A 15,572-nucleotide genomic window follows, 5' to 3' on the forward strand; every position below is an offset into this window, starting at 1 on the left:
GCCGGTGGTCACAGGAGCCGCCGGATGTCGCCGCGCACGCGGTAGAACCCGCCCGCGGCCGGGTGCAGGGCATCCACCACGTACCGCGCGCCGGGCTCGCGGATCGCCCGCGGGAACTGCACGTTCCACCCGGTTTCGTACCCCTGCGAGACGACCCGCACCCTGGTCCGGCCCGACTCGGTCACGCACTCCACGACCACCGAGCCCGCCGGCGCGTCGCTGACGGCGGTCACGGCGGTCACGGTCGTGGCCGGCTCGTACACCGGCAGGGCGGCGGCGAGCTTGACGTCCCGCGCGACCGGGACCGTGCCCTGCTGCGCGGCCTCGATCGCGGCCTCGCTCGCGTCCACGCAGACCAGGGAACCGTCCGTCGTCACCAGGTAGAGCCGCTCGTCCCGGTACTGCATGGAGAGCGCCGAACCGCCGCCCGTGCCCAGCTTCCACAGCCGGGTGCCGTCCTCCGCGAAGCAGTAGACGGAGGAGGCCGAGTCGGCCGCGAAGACGAACCGGCCGCCGGGCGAGGTGGCGCAGGAGTAGACCGGGCTGTCGCAGGAGTACACCGCCTCCACGCGCCCGTCCTTCTTCGCGAGCCGCTGCACCTTCTTGCGGGACGTGCCCGCGTAGACCGCGGTGTCCTCCTGCCAGCCGAAGAGGACCCCGCCCTCGGTCGCGGTGTGCCACAGCTCGCCGCCGCCGTCCGGCGCGTGGGCGGCGACGCCCCGCGTGTCCCCGTAGTAGACGGCGTCCCCGTCGGCGCGGACCATCCAGGCGTGCTCTCCGGCGCCGGCACGCGCCCACTGGTGCTCGTCCTCGTGGTCGATGACGGTGAGCCGTCCCGAGCGGTCGGCGACGTGCAGGACGCCCTCGTGGATGTCGAGCCAGAAGATGTCGACGTCGGTGGCGATGTCGTAGGCGGCGAAGGGGAGCTTGGACGAGAGGTCGTACACCTTGCCGTCGTCGCAGCCCGCGTAGATCCAGAAGTCGTCGGCGACGAGGCACTTGACGCCGTCCGGCAGGCTGAACCGGGCCTGCACCTCGCCGCCGCGGTCCAGTGTGAAGACGTCCCCCGCCTGGTTGCCCACCCAGCAGCGCTCCTCGTCGACGTGGATGCCGAAGGCGGCCGAGCCGGTGCGGAAGCGCCAGAGGACGGGGGCGACGGCCCGTGCGGTGGAGGGCGCGGAGGTGACCTCGCGGCGCGTCACGGGGCGCGCGGCGCGCTGTCCCCGGACGGCGGGGGCGTACCCCTTGCGGACCTTCTCACCGATCTTCTTCGCCGCCGCGGCCTGCGCCTTCGCCACCGTCGGGAAGGTGGAACGCTGGGTCTGCCCGTCCGACCCGATCCGGCCGTAACGGACCGACACCGTGAGGTCCTCGACGGTCACTTCGTAGAACTTGTGGGCACCGCCGCCGTCCTGCGACAGCTCCAGATAGGTCGTCGTCATGATGAGAACGGTAGGGGCCACCACTGACAACGCCCTGTCGTGGAAGCGCGGCCGAGGGACCAGAGGCCTGGGCCTTCCGGTCGGCGCCGGCGCCCCGCCGGCCGCCGGGGGGGGTCGGACGGCAGGCGCCCGGGGCGCTCGCCGAGACCGGCCGGCTCCAGCGCCTCGGCGGCCCGGGTGCGCCGCTCGGCGGCCTTGCCCCCGAGGGGGACGAGCGCGGTCTCCACGTCCTCCTGGGCGGTGAGGGCGGGGACGAGGTGGGGGCTCTGGAAGACGAAGCCGGTGTTCTGGCCGCGCACGGCCGTCGGACGGCGCCCGGAGAGCGCGGCCAGGTCGGCGCCGTCGAGCAGGACGCGACCCGAGGCGGGGCGGTCGAGGCCGCCGAGCATCTGGAGGAGGGTCGACTCGCCGCGCCCCGGTCAGGCGTCCCGGGCCTTCGGCTCGGTCGAGTGCCCGTGGTCTTCGCCTCGTTCAGACGCCTGCGGTCTTGGCGTACGCCAGTGGGTCGGACAGGACGTCGTGGAGGACGAGGGCCGCCGCGCCGCGCGACGCGTCGGTGGTGGCGGACGCCGGGCGGAGGCGCTCCGCGTCCGGGGCCCAGAGGCCGGAGACGACGCGGGTGGCGAGCTCCTCGGCGACGGCGGGGGCCAGCCAGGGCATCAGGCGCGGGTAGATGCCGCCCAGGACGACCGCCTCGGGGTCGAGGAGGTTCACGGCCCCCGACAGGGCGCGGCCGAGCATCCGGCCGGCGTCGGCGAGGGCGGCGAGGGCGCGTGGTTCGCCTGCCTCGGCGCGGCGGGCGAGGTCCGGGACGCCGGTGGCGCCCGCCGAGGCGAGGAGGGCGGTCTGTCCCGCGTACTGCTCCAGGCAGCCGCGTGAGCCGCAGCGGCAGCGCGGGCCCTCGGCGTCGACGACGAGGTGTCCGATCTCGCCGGCGAAGCCGTGGGCGCCGCGCAGGAGTTCGCCGTGGACGACGATCGCGCCGCCGACGCCGATCTCCCCCGTCAGGTGCAGGAAGGTGCGGAGGTCTCCGAGGCCGCCGAACCACAGCTCGGCGAGGGCCGCCATGTTGGCCTCGTTGTCGGAGGTGACGGGGAGGCCGGCGGTGCCGGGGCGCAGGGCGGTGAGCGCCTCGCCGAAGAGGGCCTCGGCGGGGATCTCGTTCCAGCCGAGGTTGGGGGCCTGCCGGACGGTCCCGTCGGAGACGAGTCCGGGGAGGGCGAGGCCGGCGCCGGCCGGGGCGAGGTGCCGTTCGGCCGCGGCGTCCAGGGCGTCCGCGGCGATGCGGGCGGCACGGGCGAGGACGTCGGCGGCCCCGGCGTCCCGGTTGTCGAGCCGTTCGGTGCGGCGGACGCGGTCGGTGCCGGTCAGGTCGACGACGCAGACCGTGACGTAGTCGACGTTGATCTCGACGCCGAGGCCGGCGGGCCCGGTGTCGGCCGGTTTGAGCACGGTGCCCGGCCGTCCCGCCTGCCCGCTGAAGGTCTTGCCCGACTCGACGAGGAGGCCGAGGTCGAGGAGCTGCTCGACGAGGGAGGAGACGGCGGGCCGGGTGAGCCCGACGCGGGCGGCGACGGCCGCGCGGGTCGTCTCGCCGGCCTCGTGGACGGTCCGCAGGACGAGGCTCAGGTTGTGCCGGCGCACTCCCGACTTGTCGGCCTTGGGTTCCGTGGGCTGGTTCATGGTGAGCGAGAGCCTAGTCGTCCCTTTCGCTCGCGCGAAAACAGTTCGGTGAACGAACCGTCCTGCGCTAGGCTCCGCCTATGACGCTTCCGCGCGACTACCGCGGTCAGACCTGCGCCCTCGCCCGCTCGATGGAGATCGTCGGCGAGCGCTGGACGCTGCTGATCCTGCGCGACGCCTTCTACGGGGTCCGCAGGTTCGGCGAGTTCGCCGCGCATCTGGGCGTCCCCCGGGCCGTCCTCACCGACCGGCTCGCCACCCTCACCGAGGCGGGCGTCCTGGCGCGCCGCCCCGAGCCGGGCACGGGCCGCCGCGAGGCGTACGGGCTCACGCCCAAGGGCGTCGCGCTCTGGCCGGCCGTACGGGCGCTCACCGCCTGGGGCGAGGAGTTCTACGCGGTGGAGGGCGGCCCGCGCCGCGTCTTCCTGCACGCGCGGGACGAGGCGCCGCTCGAACCGGACGGGCGCTGCACCGGCTGCGGCGCGGCCGTGCCCGTCCAGGACGTCCTGGTCGCCCCAGGCCCGGGGCTCGCCGCCCCGGCCCCGGACGACGACCCGGTGACGGCGGCACTCGCCCGGCCGCACCGGCTGCTCACCCCCCTCCTCACGACCGCGCCCCCGGGGCGCCCCACGAAGGGTTCATCCCGATGAAGATCCTGGTCGTCGGCGCCGGTGCCACCGGTGGCTACTTCGGTGCCCTGCTCGCCCGCGCCGGCGAGGACGTCACCTTCCTGGTCCGCCCGGCCCGGGCGGCCGCGCTGCGCGAGCGCGGGCTGCGGGTCGTGGGCCGGGACGGGGAGTGGGCGGTGGAGCCCCGCCTCGTCACGGCCGACGAGCTGCGCGAGCCGTACGACCTCGTCCTGCTGTCGGTGAAGTCCACCGGGCTCGACCGGGCGATCGAGGACGTCGCCCCGGCCGTCGGACCGGACACGGCGGTCGTGCCGCTCCTCAACGGCTTCGCCCACATGGACGCCCTCAACGACCGCTTCGGCGCGTCGGCCGTCCTCGGCGGCGTGGCCAAGGTGGTGACCACCCTCGACGACTCGGGCGACATCAGGCGGCTCGCGCCGCTGGCCCATCTGGCCTTCGGAGAGCAGGACGGGACGGTCTCCGCGCGCGTGGAGCGGATCCGGAAGGTCCTCGACGGGGCGGGGATCGACGCGCCGGTGCCGGCCGACGTCCTCACGGCGATGTGGCACAAGTGGGTGTTCATCACCACGTTCGGCGCGGTGACGAGCCTGATGCGCGGCACGGTCGGCGACGTGTACGACGTGCCGGGCGGTCCCGCCCTCGGCCCGGCGCTGCTCGACGAGGCCGCCGCGGTCGCCGCCGCGGCCGGGCACCCCGTACCGGAGGAGGAGCGGGCGGCGACGCTCGCCGTGGTGTCCGCGTCGGGTTCGCCGATGGTGCCGTCGCTCTACCGCGACCTGGCGGCGGGCCGCCCGACCGAGGTCGAGCACCTCTTCGGCGACCTGACCGCCCGGGCCCGCGCCCTCGGCGTGGCGACCCCGCTGCTCGACCTGGCGACCCTGCACCTGCGCGTCCACCAGCGCCGGGTCACGGCTGCCGCGGAGGCCTGACGGGAGGAGGCCGTCTCCCCCGCGCGGGGGAGACGGCGCGGCCGCCGGGGCGATGCCGGGCCGACGGGCCCGGCGGCAGTGTGGACGGCATGATGAAGCTCAAGGCCCTTCCGGGCGTGCCCCGTTGGGCCGTCGTCGCCGCCCACGCCGTGCCGCTGCTCGTCCTGCCGTCCGCTCTCTGGCGCGTCGCCCTGACGTTCGGCGCGCCGGTGGCCCGGGTCGACGATCCGACCCTCGGTCTGGCCGTCTACCAGCTCGGGCTCACCGCCCTCGCCGAGTTGCTCGCCTTCCTGACGCCGGGTCTGGTCCGCGCGTGGGGCGAGGTGTTCCCCCGGTGGCTGCCGTTCCTCGGCGGCCGCCCGGTCGGCGCCCGGGGCGCGGCCCTCGCCGCGCTGACCGGGGCATGCGGACTCGCCGCCCTCACCTGCTGGTTCGTGTACGTGGCGTACGCGGGAATCGGCCAGGACTCCCCCGGCACCCACACCGAGGGCACGCTCCAGCAGGGCCTGTTCTACGCCTGCTACCTCCCGCTGCTCGCCTGGGCACCGCTGCTCGCGGCGGTGGCGATCGCGTACCGCCGCCGTCGTCTCATGCCCACACGACCTTGACCACGGCGTGGCCCGACGAAGCGGCCCGCCCGTAGAAGCTCCGGAGCGACTCGTGGTGTTCGAGGTACTCCTGCCTGAGGAGGTCGCGGTCGGGTCCTCGGCCGCCGAGTCTCGTGCCGGCGGAGTCCCACAGGCCGTCGAAGGGGACGGCCGCGAGGAAGTCCGCCGCCCGGGACACCTCGGGCGGGTCCATGAAGATCATCGGCGGGTCGTGGAGGTCGGCGCCCGCGCCGTGGGCCACGGGCCGGCCGCCGTAGACCGGCAGCGTCCAGGGCTCGTCCCCGCCCGCAGCGGTTCCGTCGGCCGCGGCGGCGTAGAGCTCGGCGACGGAGTTCCAGACCTTCGCGATCGAGGTGGCGACACCCGCCTCGCACTCGGCGACGTGGTCGTCCCAGGCCTTCGACATGTACGCCGTGAGCCAGGCGTGGTCCTCCCGGATCCCGGATGCCGCGACGGCGCGGAAATGTACGTGGATGCTCACCGCTGCAAGTCCCCTGCCTCGAAGGCCCGGTGGTCGGACCGAACGGACCGACCCTACGCAGCGCCACTGACAACGGGGCGGCCTCCTTCCCCCTTGCGATCCCTCGGGCCGGGCAAGATGCGCCCATGAACATGAACATGAACATGAACGTGGACATGGACGCGGCAGGGGAGAACAACGACGTGGCCGAGGCCATCGAACGGGAGTTGCGGTTGCTGAGCCCGGCCGTGCGGTCGTCCAGGGCCCTGACGGATCGGCTCCTCGATCCGGAGTTCGTGGAGGTGGGCGCCTCAGGACACCGTTGGGACCGCCGGTCGATGATCTCGGCGCTGCCGGACATGCGGGGTGCGGCCGACGACGGCCCGCAGTACGTGCCCACCGAGATGACCGGCACCGTACTGGCGCCGGGGATCGTGCACCTGACGTTCGAAACCGTGCTCGACGGCAGGCGGGCCCGGAGGAGCTCGATCTGGCGGAAGCTGGATGAGGAATCGGGATGGCGGATGTACTACCACCAGGCCACGCCCGTGCCGGAGGACCAGTGAACCCCGGGCGGCGGCACGGCGTGCGACCGCGTCCGGGGCCGGTCCCGTGTCACGGGGCGGGATCCACGTTCCCCACCAGGGCAGGACGTCCACAGCGGTAGACCTCGCGCGGGCCGGCTCAGGAGAGCCACGGCCTGTCGGTTCCCTGCCCTGGGGTCTCCGGCATGGCCGAGTCCTCCTTCCTGACCGCCGTCCGCGAGTCGCACGACACGGTCGCCGCCGATCACCTCGCACGCGTCCCGCCTCCGTCCGACGGGGACCCGCCGTCAGGCGCCATGCCGGCGGTGTTCGCCGAGTTCCACCGCACGCTCGCACCCGGCGGCACCGCCGTGGTCGTTTCCGGTCACGGCACTGGGGCGCGCATCGGAAGCAGACCGAGGTCGTGAGTGATCGCGTGCTTCGGTGCCAGGCCGACTGACATACTCCGCGCCGTGACGACTGACCACGGCTCCGGCCCGGCCCTGACCATCAGCGGGCACGACCCTGAGCTCGACGACCGTTTGACCGAAGCGTTGACCGCCTTCAACAGTGCCGCCACGGGTGCTCCCGACCGCGGCACGTTCTCGGTCAAGGTCACCGATGAAGCAGGTGAACTGGTCGGTGGGCTGACCGCACGAACCTGGGGCGGCCTCTGCGCCATCGAACTGTTGTGGGTGCGCGAGGACAGTCGCAAGGACGGTTGGGGGAGCAGGATCCTGCAGGCAGCCGAGGCCGAGGCACGGCGGCGGGGTTGCGATCGCCTCTCCACCTCCACCTTCACCTTCCAAGCTCCGGGCTTCTATCAGCGCCATGGTTTTGTCGAGACGGGTCGGACGCCGGGTGTCCCCGGCGGGCACGCAGACGTGCACCTGTTCAAGTCGCTGACCGACTCGACCGCGTGGCGCTCGCGGTAGTCGATCGCGTGGACCACGATCATTCACAGCTCAAGATCCACTTTCGATGCACGCCCTAGTACCAGGGGCGGTCCTCATGCGTGGGCAGCGGGCGCAGTTTCGGCCAGCGTGCGAGGAGGCGGTCGGCCAGGGCGGAGCTGAGGCGGCCGAGGGCGTGCAGGTGATCGTGGTCGCGGGTCATGCCGGCGACCACGCCCAGGCGGTGGACGAGCCGCTCGCGGGCGGAGACGTGGCCCCACACGAAGTCCTCGGCGGGCACCCGGGCGAGCTGGTCGGCCGTCCCCCGGTGGGCCCGCTCGACGAGCGCGTCGCCCTGGATCAGCCAGCCCGCGCACGCGTCGGCGAGGTCACCCGGCACGTCCTTCCCGGTGAGGCCGCGCCAGGTGGTCCGGTAGACGTCCTCGACCTCCGCGAGCGGGGCCGCGGTGACCGACATGGCACACCAGCAGGTGGGGAAGCCGACGCGGAAGTAGGCGAGTTCGACCAGGCCGTTGCCGAGCGAGGCCCGCTCGAAGTCGACGAAGCGGACGCCGTCGGCGGTGCGCAGGTCGTTGCCGGGGCAGGGGTCGCCGTGCAGCAGCGCATGGTGCGGAGTGGGGTCCAACCGCTCCAGGAGACCCGCGAGTTCACGGGGGACCGCGGACGGCACGGGCACGTCGAGCGCCCCGGCCAGGGCGAGGAAGGACTCCGCGTCGGCGGCCGTGGGCTCCGCCCAGGCCGGTAGCGCGCCCGCGTCGGCGGGCCCGGTCAGGGCGTGCAGCCGGGCGAGCGACTCGGCGTACCCCGGCATCCAGTCGTCCGTCCTGCCGAGGTCGTCCAGGTGCTCCAGGACCATCACCCGTGAGGACGGGTCCGTGGCGAGCACCGCGGGGGCCACGGCGGGCCCGGCGGCCCGCCCCGCCAGGCGCAGCCCGGCGACCTCCCGCGCGAAGCGCGTGTCCGCGTCGGCGCCCGTGTCCCCGCCGTCGGTGATCTGCTTGACGACCACCAGCCGCCGGTCGGCCAGCCGCACCCGCCACACCCGTGACCGCGGACTGCTGTCCAGGAGTTCGGACCGCCGGGGGGGTGCCCACGGTGGAGAGCAGCGCCTCGTCGAACGGAAAACGGTTCGGCATGCCGACGAGCGTAGCCATGGCTTCCCGCGCGGGACACCACGGCTCAGGGGCGGCCCTTCCGGTGGATGTAGCTGTCGCTCGCCGTGGGCAGGGAGTTGTGGGCGCCGAGGCCGAAGGAGACCCGGTCGGCCTTGGCCTGGCGCAGGGCCCGCTGTTCCTGGAGTACGCCGTCCACCGTGTCCGTGCGGTCGCCGCCCCTGCGGAGCAGGGTGAGGACCAACAGGGCCCCGATGCCCCCGAGTACGGCGAAAAGGATCAGTAGAGCGTTCATGGTGTCTCCCCCGTCGTTTCCCGCAGGGTAACCCGGAGATCGCGGACGGGACAGGGCTTCGCGCGTCAGCTCAGGAGCGTCGGTGTCGCCGCGGCGAGGACCGTCGCGATCCGGTCCCAGGCCTCCTCGTCACGCGGGACGGGGGGCAGGAGCGCGCCCGTGCCGGTGCCCCAGGCGGTGGCCAGGGCCACCGGGTCGGAGCCGGTGACGGCGCTCGCGGCGAGGGCCGCGGCACCGAGGGCGACGAGTTCGTCGGCGGCGGGGACGACCAGGGGGCGTCCGGAGAGCCGGCGGACGGTCTCGGTCCAGGCGCGGCCGCGTGCGCCGCCGCCGACGAGGCGCAGCGGGCGGTCCCGCACGTCGGGGGCGGCCGGGTCGAGGCCGCAGGCGGCGAGGAGTTCGTCGAGGGCGCGCAGCACGGTGAAGGCCGCCCCCTCGTAGGCGGCGCCGAGGACGGCGCGGGGGTCGGTGCCGTGCCGGAGGCCGGTGACGAGCCCGGTGGCGTGCGGGAGGTCGGGGGTGCGTTCGCCGTCGAGGTACGGGAGGACGACGACGTCGCCGCCGGGCGCGGCGTCCTCGCGGTCGAGGCCGAGGAGCGTGGCGAACCGGTCCACGGCGAGCGTGCAGTTGAGGGTGCAGCCGAGCGGGAGGTACGTGCCGTCGGTGGCGGCGAAGCCGGCGAGGCCGGGGGCGGCGGGGCGGGCGCGGGTCGCGGCGAAGACGGTGCCGGAGGTGCCGAGGCTGACGACGGGGTGGTCGAGCAGGCCCGCGCCGCCGAGCCCGAGGCCGACGGCGGCGGCCATGTTGTCGCCGGTCCCGGCGGCGACGGCGACCGTGCGGGGCAGGCCGAGCGTCTCGGCGGCGGCCGGGGTGAGGGTGCCGACGCGGGTGGCGCCGGAGGGGGCGACGGCCGGCAGCAGGGCCGGGTCCAGGCCGACGAGGTCGAGGACGTCGGGGTCGTAGGCGCCGGTGGCGCTGCCGTACCAGCAGGTGCCTGAGGCGTCCCCGGGGTCGGTGACGGCGGCTCCGGAGAGGCGTTCGGTGAGGTGGTCGTGCGGGAGGCGGATGCCGGCCGTCGCGTCGGCGTGGTGCGGCTCGTGCTCGCGGAGCCACTGCCACTTGGCGGCGGTCATGGAGGCGACGGGGACCGATCCGGTCCGCTCCAGCCAGGAGGCGGGGCCGCCGAGGCGGGTGGCGAGGGCGGCCGCCTGGGGGGCGGAGCGGGTGTCGTTCCAGAGCAGCGCGGGGCGGAGGGGGCGGCCGTCGGGGCCGAGGGCGACGAGGCCGTGCTGCTGGCCGGCGACGGCGATGCCGGTGACGGAGGCGGCCGGGACGCCCGCCTCCCGTACCGCCGCGCGGACGGCCGCGGCGAGGGCGGTCCACCACTCCTCGGGGTCGCTCTCGCGCGCTCCGGCGGAGCCGGTGACGGTGTGCGGGGCGCGGCCGAGGGCGAGGAGTTCGCCGGTGTCGGCGTCGACGGCGGCTGCCTTGGCGGACTGCGTGGAGCTGTCCACGCCGATCACGACGGAGCGGCTCGCGGGCATGCCCCCTCCTCTTCTCTCGGTCTCCCGGCTCGACGGGGCGACGGCTCGACGGCTCGACCGGTCGACGGGTCGGCGGGTCGAGGGGGCTGGCGCCGGACCGGCCCCGTCCCGTATTAGTTATCTCAGAAAACAAATCTGGCTGCCAGTAGCAGGGAGACGCCATGACGGACTTCTCGCCCACCCCCGGCGACCGCTTCACCTTCGGCCTGTGGACCGTCGGCTGGCAGGGCCGCGACCCCTTCGGCGAGGCGACCCGCCCCGCCCTCGACCCCGTGGAGGCCGTCGAGCGGCTCGCCGTCCTCGGCGCGTACGGCATCACCTTCCACGACGACGACCTGATCCCCTTCGGTACGCCGGAGGCCGAGCGCGACGCGATCGTCAAGCGCTTCCGGGGCGCCCTGGACCGCACCGGGCTCGCGGTGCCCATGGCGACCACCAACCTCTTCACCCACCCCGTCTTCAAGGACGGCGCCTTCACCGCCAACGACCGGGACGTGCGCCGGTTCGCCCTGCGCAAGACCCTCCGCAACATCGACCTGGCCGTCGAGCTCGGCGCCACCACCTACGTCGCCTGGGGCGGCCGGGAGGGCGCCGAGTCCGGCGCCGCGAAGGACGTCCGGGTCGCGCTCGACCGGATGAAGGAGGCCTTCGACCTGCTCGGCCAGTACGTCACCGAGCAGGGCTACGACCTGCGCTTCGCGATCGAGCCCAAGCCGAACGAGCCGCGCGGCGACATCCTGCTGCCCACGATCGGACACGCCCTCGCCTTCATCGAGCGCCTGGAGCGCCCCGAGCTCGTCGGCGTGAACCCGGAGACCGGCCACGAGCAGATGGCCGGGCTCAACTTCCCGCACGGCATCGCGCAGGCGCTGTGGGCGGGCAAGCTGTTCCACATCGACCTGAACGGCCAGTCGGGCATCAAGTACGACCAGGACTTCCGCTTCGGCGCGGGCGATCTGCGGCAGGCGTTCTGGCTGGTGGACCTGCTGGAGACGGCCGGTTACGCGGGCCCGCGCCACTTCGACTTCAAGCCGGTCCGCACCGACGGCTTCGACGGGGTGTGGGAGTCCGCGAAGAACTGCATGCGGAACTACCTGATCCTCAAGGACCGCGCGGCGGCCTTCCGCGCCGATCCGGACGTCGTGGCGGCGCTCGCCGCCTCCCGGCTGCCCGAGCTCGCCGTCCCCACGGCCGCCGACGGTCTCGCGGCGCTGCTGGCCGACCCCACGGCGTACGAGACGTTCGACCCGGACGCGGCCGCGGAGCGCTCGATGGCCTTCGAGCACCTGGACCAGCTGGCCCTGGAGCACCTGCTCGGGGTGCGCTGACGACCCGTACGGGCGGCCCGTACGAGCGGTCTGTACGGCGGCCTGTACGGGCGACACGTACGGGCGATCCGTACGGCGGCCTGTACGGGCGACACGTACGGGCGATCCGTACGGCGGCCTGTACGGGCGACACGTACGGGCGATCCGTACGGGCGGTCGGCGCCGGTCCCGTCGGCGGCGCCGGCCCGATGCGTCGGCTCGCCGCGCGGACGCGCCCCCTGCGACACTGCGTACCGCAGGGCGACGGCACCGCCTGGGACAGGTCCGCCGCCCGACCCGAACCGTCCCCGAGGAACCAGTGATGCGTGTCGCCCTCTTCGTCACCTGCGTCAACGACGCCCTCTTCCCCTCGACGGGCGTGGCCACGGTCCGGCTCCTCGAACGGCTCGGGGTGGCGGTCGACTTCCCGGCGGCCCAGTCCTGCTGCGGGCAGCCGCAGTTCAACACGGGCTACCGCGCGGAGACCGGGCCGCTCGTCCGGCGCACGGTGCGGGCCTTCGAGGGCTACGACCACGTCGTCACCCCGTCGGGCTCGTGCGCGGCGATGGTCCGCCGCCACTACCCGCTGTTCGGTACGGAGGCGGGGGCCCTGGCGCCGCGCGTGCACGAGCTGACGGAGTTCCTGGTGGACGTGCTCGGCGTGACGGACGTGGGCGCGTACTTCCCGCACCGGGTGACGTACCACCCGTCCTGTCACGGCCTGCGGCTCCTCGGGCTCGGGGACCGGCCGCGGCGGCTCCTGGAGGCGGTGAAGGGCCTGGAGCTCGTGGAGCTGCCGGGTGCGGAGGAGTGCTGCGGCTTCGGCGGCACGTTCGCGGTGAAGAACCCGGACGTCTCGGCGGCGATGGGGGCCGACAAGATCACGAACGCGCTGTCCACGGGCGCGGAGGTCCTGTGCGGCGCGGACAACTCCTGCCTGCTGCACGTGGGCGGCATGCTGAGTCGCCGGGGGGCGCCGCTGCGGGCGCTGCACCTGGCGGAGATCCTGGCGAGCACGGAAGAGGAGCCCTGGGCATGAGCGACGAGGAGGTGCGCGTGCCGGCGCCCCATGAGGGGCGGCGGCCGGGCGACGGACGGACCTTCGTGGGGATGCCCGCGTTCCCGGAGGCCGCGCGGGAGGCCGTCCGGGACGAGCGGCTGCGCGCCAACCTGCGGCACGCGACCCACACCATCCGGGACAAGCGGGCGCGGGCGGTGGCCGAGCTGGACGACTGGGCCGCGCTCCGCGAGGCCGGCAGGCGGATCAAGGACGAGACGCTCCGTCACCTCGACACGCACCTCCTCCGGTTGGAGGAGTCGGTGACGGCGGCGGGCGGCACGGTCCACTGGGCGGCGGACGCGGCCGAGGCCGACCGGATCGTCGCCGACCTGGTGAAGGCCACCGGGGAGACCGAGGTGGTCAAGGTCAAGTCCATGGCCACCCAGGAGATCGGGCTCAACGAGCACCTGGAGGCCGAGGGGATCGCCGCGTACGAGACGGATCTCGCGGAGCTGATCGTGCAGCTCGGCGAGGACCGTCCCTCCCACATCCTGGTCCCGGCGATCCACCGCAACCGCGGCGAGATCCGCGACGTCTTCCGCGAGCGGATGGGCCGTTGGGGCCGCCCGGCGCCGGAGGGGCTGAGCGACTCCCCGGCCGAACTGGCGGAGGCGGCCCGGCTGCACCTGCGGGAGAAGTTCCTGCGGGCCAAGGTCGGGATCTCCGGGGCGAACTTCATGGTCGCCGAGACCGGCACCCTCGTCGTCGTGGAGTCCGAGGGCAACGGCCGCATGTGCCTGACCCTGCCCGAGACCCTCATCTCGGTCGTCGGCATCGAGAAGGTGGTGCCGACCTGGCGGGACCTGGAGGTCTTCCTCCAGACGCTCCCCCGCTCCTCGACCGCCGAGCGGATGAACCCGTACACGAGCATGTGGACCGGCACCACCGACGGCGACGGGCCGAGCGCCTTCCACCTGGTCCTCCTCGACAACGGCCGCACCGACGCCCTCGCCGACGAGGTGGGGCGGCAGGCGCTGCGCTGCATCCGCTGCTCGGCCTGTCTCAACGTCTGCCCGGTGTACGAGCGGGCCGGCGGTCACGCGTACGGCTCGGTCTACCCCGGTCCGATCGGCGCGATCCTCACCCCGCAGCTGCGGGGCACCGCGAGCGAGGTCGACGCCTCCCTGCCGTACGCCTCCTCACTGTGCGGCGCCTGCTACGAGGTGTGTCCGGTCGCCATCGACATCCCCGAAGTGCTCGTGCACCTGCGGGAGAAGGTGGCCGGGGAGGGCGGGAAGGGCCACCGCCTGGAGAAGGCCGCGATCAAGGCCTCCACGTGGGTCCTGGACCGTCCCGGCGTGCTCGCGGCCGGTGAGCGCATCGCGTCGAAGACCCGCGCCCTGCACCCGAGGAGGCTGCCCGGCCCCGGCGTCCGCCCGTGGACGGAGAGCCGCGACCTGCCCGAACTGCCCGCCGAACCGTTCCGCGACTGGTGGAGGAAGAACCGCGCATGACCGGCCTGCCCGTACGGACCCCCGCGAGGAGGAACCAGACGTGACCGACTCCCGCGCACGGATCCTCGCCCGGATCCGCACCGCCGTCGCGGACGCCCCCGAGGCCGTGCCCGTCGCCCGCGACTACCGGACCGCCCACACCCCGGACGACCCCGACGGCCTTCTCGATCTCCTCCACGAGAACCTCGCCGACTACCGGGCCCACGTCCACCGCACCGCACCCGAGGGCGTGGCCGGGCTCGTCGCGCGGCTCCTCGCGGAGCGCGGGGCGCGCAGCGTCGTCGTGCCGCCCGGGCTGCCCGGGGAGTGGCTCGCCGCGGCCGAGGCCGTGCGGCGGTTCGACGAGCCACGGCTGACCCCGTACGAACTGGACGGCGCGGACGCCGTGGTGACGGCGTGCGCGGTGGCGATCGCCGAGACCGGCACGATCGTCCTGGACGGCGGCCCGGGTCAGGGCCGCCGGGCGCTGACGCTCGTCCCCGATCTGCACCTCTGCGTGGTGCGGGCCCCGGAGCAGGTGGTGGCCTCGGTGCCGCTCGCGCTCCCCCGGCTCGATCCGGGACGTCCGCTGACCTGGATCTCCGGGCCGTCCGCGACGAGCGACATCGAGCTGGACCGGGTGGAGGGCGTGCACGGGCCGCGCACGCTGGAGGTCCTCCTGGTGACGGGCGGCTGACACGTCGAGGACGCCCCGGGCCGTCAGGTCGGAGGCGGCGAGGACGGCGTCGCCGTCCGGGGCGCGCTCCAGGAGGGCGCGGCCTCCTTCGCGCCGGAGGGATTCCTCGACGACCGGGAGGCCTCCGGCCCGGCCGGCCACGTGCGCCGGCCGCGCGAACGCCGGTACGCGGGTGCCGGGGCGTCCGGGTCGGCGAGGCTCCGGGGCGTCATGGCGACGAGTGCGCGCCCTGCGAGGCGCTCGTGGAGCTCGTCCTCGGGGAGCGCGGCGAGCGGCGTCCTGCCGACGGCGGTGCGGTGGGCGGGGAGCCGGTTGCCGGTTGCCGGTTGCCGAGACCCTCCGTAGCGCGGGCGTGCTCCCCGGGCACGGGCGAGGCCCTGCCGCGCCCCTGAGCGCCCCTCAGTCGGTCTCCGGTTCGGCGAGCAGGTCGTCGACGAGGGTGAGGCGCGTCTCGGGGAAGTACTCCGCGATCGCCTCGCGCATCATCGCCTCGCCCTCCGGGTCGGGGGTTCCGCACCTCTCCCGCGTCTCGCGGTCGGGCCAGCGGGCGTACGCCACCCAGGTGCCGTCGTCCGCCCGGTGGAGCCGGGAGCCGTAGCTGCCGCACTCCTGGTGGATCGCCATGGTCACCCGGTGCCAGCCGTCGACGAGCAGCTGCTCCTTGCCCGGCCTCACCCGCCACCGGTACACCACCGCGAACATCTCTCAGCCCCCCTCGTCCCGGTCGCGGCCCGCGCCGCCCCCGGCAGGAGGGAACTACACCGAACAGTTCACCGTCAAGACTGAACGGTTCAGACGGCCTGGGGGCCAGGCCTCGCGTCGAAGCGTTTCGACATCACGCCCCCGCGGTCTGGGCACCCCGACTACCGCCGCGTCACGGTCGGTTCGGGTCACCGGAGCGATCACCCGCACCG

Annotated in this window: 15 protein-coding genes and 3 pseudogenes; 9 read left to right on the top strand and 9 right to left on the bottom strand. The window is 74.4% G+C overall.

The window, feature by feature from the left end:
- Positions 1–8 precede the first annotated feature (8 nt).
- The 3 genes and pseudogenes from ACFYUZ_RS18240 to ACFYUZ_RS18250 form a co-directional block, all read right to left on the bottom strand.
- Entirely contained in the window at positions 9–1,442 is a 1,434-nt protein-coding gene (locus ACFYUZ_RS18240) for a WGR domain-containing protein (RefSeq protein WP_389310356.1), read from the bottom strand.
- A gap of 113 nt (positions 1,443–1,555) precedes the next feature.
- A pseudogene (locus tag ACFYUZ_RS18245) lies at positions 1,556–1,858 on the bottom strand (ATP-binding cassette domain-containing protein); the annotation flags it as partial.
- Between the two features lie 55 nt (positions 1,859–1,913).
- Entirely contained in the window at positions 1,914–3,125 is a 1,212-nt protein-coding gene (locus tag ACFYUZ_RS18250) for an ROK family protein (protein WP_389310358.1), read from the bottom strand.
- 80 nt (positions 3,126–3,205) lie between these two features.
- On the opposite strand from ACFYUZ_RS18250, the gene ACFYUZ_RS18255 reads away from it, so the two are divergent.
- The 3 genes from ACFYUZ_RS18255 (at position 3,206) to ACFYUZ_RS18265 (ending at position 5,312) form a co-directional block, all read left to right on the top strand.
- Positions 3,206–3,775 carry a winged helix-turn-helix transcriptional regulator gene (locus ACFYUZ_RS18255; RefSeq protein WP_389310360.1) on the top strand — a complete coding sequence of 190 codons (570 nt, stop codon included), beginning with the start codon at positions 3,206–3,208 and terminating at the stop codon, positions 3,773–3,775.
- Positions 3,772–4,704, top strand: coding sequence for a ketopantoate reductase family protein (locus ACFYUZ_RS18260; protein WP_389310362.1), 933 nt, complete (start codon positions 3,772–3,774; stop codon positions 4,702–4,704). The genes ACFYUZ_RS18255 and ACFYUZ_RS18260 overlap by 4 nt, the downstream gene beginning before the upstream one ends.
- Positions 4,705–4,793: 89 nt before the next feature.
- On the top strand, positions 4,794–5,312 hold the full coding sequence (locus tag ACFYUZ_RS18265; RefSeq protein ID WP_389310363.1) for a hypothetical protein: 519 nt from the start codon (positions 4,794–4,796) through the stop codon (positions 5,310–5,312).
- Here the strand turns inward: ACFYUZ_RS18265 and ACFYUZ_RS18270 are convergent.
- Positions 5,293–5,793, bottom strand: coding sequence for a DUF1877 family protein (locus ACFYUZ_RS18270; RefSeq protein WP_389310365.1), 501 nt, complete (start codon positions 5,791–5,793; stop codon positions 5,293–5,295). The genes ACFYUZ_RS18265 and ACFYUZ_RS18270 overlap by 20 nt on opposite strands.
- Positions 5,794–5,918: 125 nt before the next feature.
- Here ACFYUZ_RS18270 and ACFYUZ_RS18275 point away from each other — a divergent pair, with 125 nt between their 5' ends.
- Complete coding sequence (locus tag ACFYUZ_RS18275; protein ID WP_389310367.1) at positions 5,919–6,338, top strand: DUF4440 domain-containing protein; 420 nt, start codon at positions 5,919–5,921, stop codon at positions 6,336–6,338.
- A 431-nt stretch (positions 6,339–6,769) separates the two neighbouring features.
- Positions 6,770–7,231 carry a GNAT family N-acetyltransferase gene (locus tag ACFYUZ_RS18280; RefSeq protein WP_389310369.1) on the top strand — a complete coding sequence of 154 codons (462 nt, stop codon included), beginning with the start codon at positions 6,770–6,772 and terminating at the stop codon, positions 7,229–7,231.
- A 55-nt stretch (positions 7,232–7,286) separates the two neighbouring features.
- On the opposite strand, the pseudogene ACFYUZ_RS18285 reads toward ACFYUZ_RS18280, so the two are convergent.
- The 3 genes and pseudogenes from ACFYUZ_RS18285 to xylB form a co-directional block, all read right to left on the bottom strand.
- A pseudogene (locus ACFYUZ_RS18285) lies at positions 7,287–8,346 on the bottom strand (phosphotransferase).
- Positions 8,347–8,389: 43 nt separating this feature from the next.
- The gene (locus ACFYUZ_RS18290; protein ID WP_389310371.1) at positions 8,390–8,617 is read right to left on the bottom strand and encodes a hypothetical protein; all 228 of its coding nucleotides are present in this window, start codon (positions 8,615–8,617) and stop codon (positions 8,390–8,392) included.
- Positions 8,618–8,682: 65 nt separating this feature from the next.
- Positions 8,683–10,161: a xylulokinase gene (gene xylB / locus ACFYUZ_RS18295; protein ID WP_389310373.1), complete on the bottom strand. Its 1,479-nt coding sequence runs from the start codon at positions 10,159–10,161 to the stop codon at positions 8,683–8,685.
- A 161-nt stretch (positions 10,162–10,322) separates the two neighbouring features.
- Here xylB and xylA point away from each other — a divergent pair, with 161 nt between their 5' ends.
- From xylA to ACFYUZ_RS18315, 4 genes are all read left to right on the top strand, one after another.
- A complete protein-coding gene (xylA, locus tag ACFYUZ_RS18300; protein WP_389310375.1) occupies positions 10,323–11,489 on the top strand; it encodes a xylose isomerase in 1,167 nt (388 codons plus the stop codon).
- A 301-nt stretch (positions 11,490–11,790) separates the two neighbouring features.
- Complete coding sequence (locus tag ACFYUZ_RS18305) at positions 11,791–12,507, top strand: (Fe-S)-binding protein (RefSeq protein WP_389310377.1); 717 nt, start codon at positions 11,791–11,793, stop codon at positions 12,505–12,507.
- A 71-nt stretch (positions 12,508–12,578) separates the two neighbouring features.
- Positions 12,579–13,982, top strand: a complete 1,404-nt coding sequence (locus ACFYUZ_RS18310) for a LutB/LldF family L-lactate oxidation iron-sulfur protein (protein WP_389310997.1) — start codon at positions 12,579–12,581, stop codon at positions 13,980–13,982.
- A gap of 40 nt (positions 13,983–14,022) precedes the next feature.
- Positions 14,023–14,658 (top strand): lactate utilization protein C, encoded by a 636-nt coding sequence (locus ACFYUZ_RS18315; RefSeq protein ID WP_389310379.1) that lies wholly within the window; start codon positions 14,023–14,025, stop codon positions 14,656–14,658.
- 23 nt (positions 14,659–14,681) lie between these two features.
- On the opposite strand, the pseudogene ACFYUZ_RS18320 reads toward ACFYUZ_RS18315, so the two are convergent.
- A pseudogene (locus ACFYUZ_RS18320) lies at positions 14,682–14,921 on the bottom strand (hypothetical protein); the annotation flags it as partial.
- A gap of 136 nt (positions 14,922–15,057) precedes the next feature.
- Positions 15,058–15,360: an antibiotic biosynthesis monooxygenase gene (locus ACFYUZ_RS18325; RefSeq protein ID WP_389310381.1), complete on the bottom strand. Its 303-nt coding sequence runs from the start codon at positions 15,358–15,360 to the stop codon at positions 15,058–15,060.
- Positions 15,361–15,572 lie beyond the last annotated feature (212 nt).

This window comes from Streptomyces sp. NPDC004266 (assembly GCF_042874095.1).
In the GTDB taxonomy this organism is placed as follows: domain Bacteria; phylum Actinomycetota; class Actinomycetes; order Streptomycetales; family Streptomycetaceae; genus Streptomyces.